We start from the raw sequence: 4,880 nt of genomic DNA on the forward strand, positions 1-4,880 counted from the left end.
CGGCTGGGCCCATCTCACCAACGTGCTCGGCAAGAAGGTGCAGCTGGTCGGCGACGACCTGTTCGTCACCGACACCAAGATCCTGCAGGAGGGCATCGACCGCGGCATCGCCAACTCGATCCTGATCAAGATCAACCAGATCGGCACCTTGACCGAGACCTTCGCCGCGATCGAGATGGCCAAGCGCGCCGGCTACACCGCCGTGATCTCGCACCGCTCGGGCGAGACCGAGGACTCGACCATTGCCGACATCGCCGTGGGCACCAACGCCGGTCAGATCAAGACGGGCTCACTCAGCCGTTCGGACCGCATGGCCAAGTACAACCAGCTCTTGCGCATCGAAGAAGACCTGGGCGATATCGCCTACTACCCTGGCCGCGCCGCTTTTTACAATCTACGCTGATTTGATTTAGCTTTTGCTCGGCTAAACTGCCGCCGTGAAAGTCATCAGCATCATCCTCGCCGCATTTTTGCTGGCCATCCAAGCCCAACTCTGGTTGGGCAAGGGTAGCCTGCCGCGCGGTGTGGAGTTGCGCGATGTTTTGACGAAAGCGCAGGCCGAGAATGAGCTGGCCAAGCAGCGCAATGCCCAACTCGAAGCCGAGTTGCGCGACCTGCGCGAAGGCCTGGAGATGGTCGAGGAGAAGGCCCGCTTCGAGCTGGGCATGATCAAGCCAGACGAAATATTCGTCCAAATTCGCCGTTAGGCCGCAAGCCGATTGATTGCCATGGACGCGCTACTCTTGCCGGCCTTCGAGCTGCTCGGCAGCCCCATCACCTGGGTCGAACTGCTCGCTTTTGCGCTGGCGGTCTGGATGGTTTTCTGCAATATGCGGGTTCACATGCTGGCCTGGCCCTTGGCGATCGCAAGCTCGCTGCTCTACTTCATCTTGTTTTGGAGCGGCAAGCTCTACGGCGAGGCCTCGCTGCAACTGCTGTTCGCAGCACTGGCGCTGTGGGGCTGGTGGCAATGGCTGCGCGGCAAAGGCGACGACGGCCAAGCGCTGCGGGTACGGCGACTGAGCCCGCAAGGCATCGCTGCGGCCGTGCTGGCGACCCTGCTGGCCTGGCCGGCGCTGGGCTTTTTTCTGCAGCACCAGACCGACTCACAAGTGCCGTTCTGGGATGCATTCCCGACCGTGGCCAGCCTCTTGGGCCAGTGGCTGCTGGCACGCAAATACCAGGAAAACTGGAGTGTCTGGGTGCTGGTCAATGTGGTCAGCGTGGCCCTGTTCGCCTACAAGGGCTATTGGTTGACGGTGCTGCTGTATGCGGTCTTCATCCCGATGTCGGTGGCCGGCTGGCGGGCTTGGGCGCAACGGATCGCTCAGCCCGCGGTCGCCAGCTAAGACTCAATGACGGCCTTGCTGATCGCCATCGTCGGCGCCGAGAGCACCGGCAAATCAGCGCTGGCGCAAGACCTGACCCTGCGCTTGACCGAAGCCACCGGCCTGCGTTGCACCTGGGTCCCGGAAGTATTGCGCGCCTGGTGCGAGGCCGCCGGCCGCACGCCGAGTGCGGCCGAGCAAAGCGCCATCGCGGCCACTCAGACGGCGCAAATCGACGCCGCGGCTACGCTGCATGACATCGTCATTTGCGACACCACCGCCTTGATGACCGCCGTCTACAGCCAATACCTGTTCAATGACAGCAGCTTGCTGGCCGACGCACAGGCTTTTCACCGCCGCTGCGCGCTGACGCTGTTGACCGCCCTGGACCTGCCCTGGATGGCCGACGGCCTGCAGCGTGACGGCCCACAGGTGCGGGGCCCTGTCGATGCCTTGATCCGGGCAGCGCTGCTGAATGCGGGCCTGGGCTGGGCTGTGGTGGCCGGTTCGGGTCCAGCCAGAACAGAGGCGGCCTTGAACGCCGCCACACCCTTTTTGAAGGCCCGTTCAATGCCAAAGCGCGGCTTGTTTACGCGTCTCAGCGACAGGCAAGAGGCGCTGCCCGAATGGCGCTGGACCTGTGACAACTGCGACGTGCCGGAGTGCGAACACTTGGCACTGCAGCGCCCCTCAGCTAGTTTGTCCCAGCGATAGCCCTAAGCTGCGCGCGGCCAGCAGCCATGGGTGATCCAAGGGCACCAGGCGATTGCGCCCCGCCACCTCGGCCAAGGCCACATCGCGCATCTCGCTGCCCTGCAACACCACCATGCGGCCGAAACGTCGGTCTTTCACCAGTTGCGCCGCAGCCCAGCCGAACTGGGTCGCCAAGATGCGGTCAAACGCGGTCGGCGCGCCGCCCCGCTGCACATGACCCAACAAGGTTGAACGCACCTCGCTGCTCAGCATGCCTTGCAATTGATGGGCCAGCACCGCGCCGACGCCGCCGAGCCGCAGCGGGTCAGGGCTATCCGCCAAGGTCTGGCTGACAACCATCGCGGAGTCGTGTGGATGTGCACCTTCTGCAATACAAATCAAGGTGTGGCCCGCGCCTTGTTGCTCCCGCCGCCGACAAACCTCAGCCACCGCCTCCACGCTGTAGGGCAGCTCAGGAATCAGAATCACATCGGCCGCTCCGGCAATACCGCCCGCCAGCGCAATCCAGCCGGCATAACGCCCCATCGTCTCGGCAATCATCACCCGGCCATGGCTGCGCGCGGTGGTCTCCAGCCGGTCCAAGGCCTCCGCCACAATCGCCACCGCGCTGTCGAATCCGAAGCTGCGGTCGGTCAAACACAGATCGTTGTCGATGGTCTTGGGCACGCCAACAATCGGCAGGCCGATGCGGCTGAGCTTGTCGGCAATCGCCATTGAGCCGTCGCCGCCGATCACGACCAGGCCGTCCAGACCCAGTTCTTGAACATAAGCCATCAACTCAGCGGATACATCGGCGCCGCCGGCAGCGAAATAGTGAAACGGGTCACAACGGTTGTGCGTACCCAGAATGGTGCCGCCCTGGGCCAGGATGCCGCCGACCACGCCCGGGTCGAGCGCCAAGACCTGATGTTCCAGCAGGCCCAGAAAGCCGCGGCGAACGCCGCTGACGCGGGCGCCGCATTGGGTGATCAGCGCCAAGCTGACGGCCCGAATCACCGCATTCAGGCCCGGGCAATCGCCGCCGCCGGTCAGGATGCCGATGTGCATGGCTGACGCCGTCGTGGCTGAAGCTGCCCGCCGCTCTCGCTCATTTGCTCAGCACCAACTTGACCCCGAAGCCCACCAGGAACAAGCCCGCGATCCGGTTCAGCCAGCTGCCGACGACCGGATTGGCGCGCATGCGCTCGGCCAGGTGGTGGGTCAGCAACACCATCACCAGACCATAGACAAAAGTCAGCAGCGCGATCGTCAGAGCCATGGCGGCGAAGGTCAGCAAACCCTGATGCCGCGTTGGGCTGACAAACAAGGGGAAAAACGCCATATAGAAAATGATGGCCTTGGGGTTGAGCAAGGTGATCAAGACGGTTTGTTTGAAGTAGTCACGCGGGCGAATATTGAGCAGCGGCGCCGCACCGGGCTTGGCCAAGATCATCCGCGCGCCTAAGTAGGCCAGATAGGCTGCGCCCAGCCATTGCACCGCATGAAAGGCGCTCGGGTAAGCCGTTAGCAGCGCGGCCACGCCGGCCACCGCCATCCACATCAGAATTTGGTCACCGGCGATCACGCCCAGCGTGGCCGCCATGCCGCCGCGTATGCCGCCCTTGCCGGTGGACGTGATCAAGGCCAAGTTCCCCGGCCCCGGGATCATCAAAAACACAATGATGGCCAAGGCAAATGCCGGGTAGTCGGTGATTCCAAACATGCTGAACTCCGTGAAAACTGTGCTCAGTCTAATGGCTTCAACCTGTGTCAACGGATTTGAACTCGTATCAGCGCGCCAACAGCAGGTAATCAATCAGCTGTGCGCCACCGGCGCCGCCCAAGGGCACCAACAAGGCCTTCAACAAGGGCTGATCAAACATCGGCGCAAACGCACCGGTTTGATTGTTCTCGACCGAGCTGATCAAGCGCTTGAAGGGCTCCACCAGCGCCACCGATTTGGCCGGGCCGCCGGCCAACCAACGCAGGTCTTCGTTCATGCTGGCCAGCACGCGCCGGCGGGTTTGCTCGGCGGCGAGCTTCAGCATGACGGCCAAGATGATCAACCAGCCCAGATAGACGGCGATGGAGATGGCGATCGCCGGCGTCAAGGCCCAGTTGTCAAACAAGCGGCTGCGCGCCACGATCAGCAGAGCCACCACCACAAAGGGCCAGATCACCAGTTTCGACACATATTCGGTGCGCTTTGCTACCACCTGCACATCGATCCAATCGTCGAGCAAACTGTGCGGCCCAACGCTCCCGGGCTTGCGCTCCGCCGGATCCTCCGCAAGACATTGCAACCATTCATTGGCTTGCTCAGTACCCATACCCTCGGCGAAATGGCGCAGCGTGCGCCTCGGGTAGACCGTGCGGCCGGCATTCAAATGGCCGATGAAGCGAACCGCCAGCAGCGTCGCATCGGCCACGGCAACCACCAACAGTGGCAGCAGCAGCACCAGGGCGTATAGCGTGGCGCGCACCAGTTGGCGGTGTTCGTCGCCCCGCACCGGCACCTCGGGCATCTGGCCGTCACTGAGGCCGGCAAACAGCAGGCCGACCGCCAGCAAAGTCACGCCGTACCAAACAAGCGTGCGTGCGACGCGTGGCCGGATGCCGCCCCGCGCGCCGTACTGCAGCCACAGCCGCACGAAATGATGGCTGACATTGGGCCGGCGTTGCCAGGTGAGTATGCTGATCTGGCGGGACCAGGCCATCAACATGCTGCGCAGGCCGGTGCGCGCAATCGGATGCGGCTTGGGCCTACGCAGGCACAGCCAATGCGAGTCGATCTGCAGACGCTGCAAGGTATCGGCCCAAGCGACATCGAGCGCGCAAAGAATCACCATCAAGGCCAGC

5 protein-coding genes and 2 pseudogenes are annotated in these 4,880 nt (G+C 63.3%); 4 read left to right on the forward strand and 3 right to left on the reverse strand.

All coding sequences use genetic code 11. From position 1 onward, the window contains the following. From eno to RMO57_RS05150, 4 genes and pseudogenes are all read left to right on the forward strand, one after another. Positions 1-403 (forward strand): annotated as a pseudogene (gene eno / locus RMO57_RS05135) (phosphopyruvate hydratase); the annotation flags it as partial. Between the two features lie 34 nt (positions 404-437). Then, positions 438-707, forward strand: a complete 270-nt coding sequence (locus tag RMO57_RS05140; protein ID WP_310384852.1) for a septum formation initiator family protein — start codon at positions 438-440, stop codon at positions 705-707. Positions 708-728: 21 nt separating this feature from the next. Continuing rightward, on the forward strand, positions 729-1,349 hold the full coding sequence (pnuC, locus tag RMO57_RS05145) for a nicotinamide riboside transporter PnuC (RefSeq protein ID WP_310384853.1): 621 nt from the start codon (positions 729-731) through the stop codon (positions 1,347-1,349). Positions 1,350-1,355: 6 nt separating this feature from the next. Further along, positions 1,356-2,042 (forward strand): ATP-binding protein, encoded by a 687-nt coding sequence (locus RMO57_RS05150; RefSeq protein WP_310384856.1) that lies wholly within the window; start codon positions 1,356-1,358, stop codon positions 2,040-2,042. On the opposite strand, the gene RMO57_RS05155 is transcribed toward RMO57_RS05150, so the two are convergent. From RMO57_RS05155 to RMO57_RS05165, 3 genes and pseudogenes are all read right to left on the reverse strand, one after another. After that, entirely contained in the window at positions 2,019-3,089 is a 1,071-nt protein-coding gene (locus RMO57_RS05155) for an ATP-dependent 6-phosphofructokinase (protein ID WP_310384857.1), read from the reverse strand. The genes RMO57_RS05150 and RMO57_RS05155 overlap by 24 nt on opposite strands. A gap of 40 nt (positions 3,090-3,129) precedes the next feature. After that, positions 3,130-3,744 (reverse strand): LysE family translocator, encoded by a 615-nt coding sequence (locus RMO57_RS05160; protein ID WP_310384859.1) that lies wholly within the window; start codon positions 3,742-3,744, stop codon positions 3,130-3,132. A gap of 67 nt (positions 3,745-3,811) precedes the next feature. After that, a pseudogene (locus RMO57_RS05165) lies at positions 3,812-4,880 on the reverse strand (hypothetical protein); the annotation flags it as partial.

The organism is Roseateles sp., assembly GCF_031397715.1.
GTDB lineage: Bacteria > Pseudomonadota > Gammaproteobacteria > Burkholderiales > Burkholderiaceae_C > Paucibacter_A.

Coding starts and splice junctions, on each gene's coding strand:
- pnuC (WP_310384853.1), top strand. CDS start 729: ATGGACGCGCTACTCTTGCCGGCCTTCGAGCTGCTCGGCAGCCCCATC.
- RMO57_RS05150 (WP_310384856.1), top strand. CDS start 1,356: ATGACGGCCTTGCTGATCGCCATCGTCGGCGCCGAGAGCACCGGCAAA.
- RMO57_RS05155 (WP_310384857.1), bottom strand. CDS start 3,089: ATGCACATCGGCATCCTGACCGGCGGCGGCGATTGCCCGGGCCTGAAT.
- RMO57_RS05160 (WP_310384859.1), bottom strand. CDS start 3,744: ATGTTTGGAATCACCGACTACCCGGCATTTGCCTTGGCCATCATTGTG.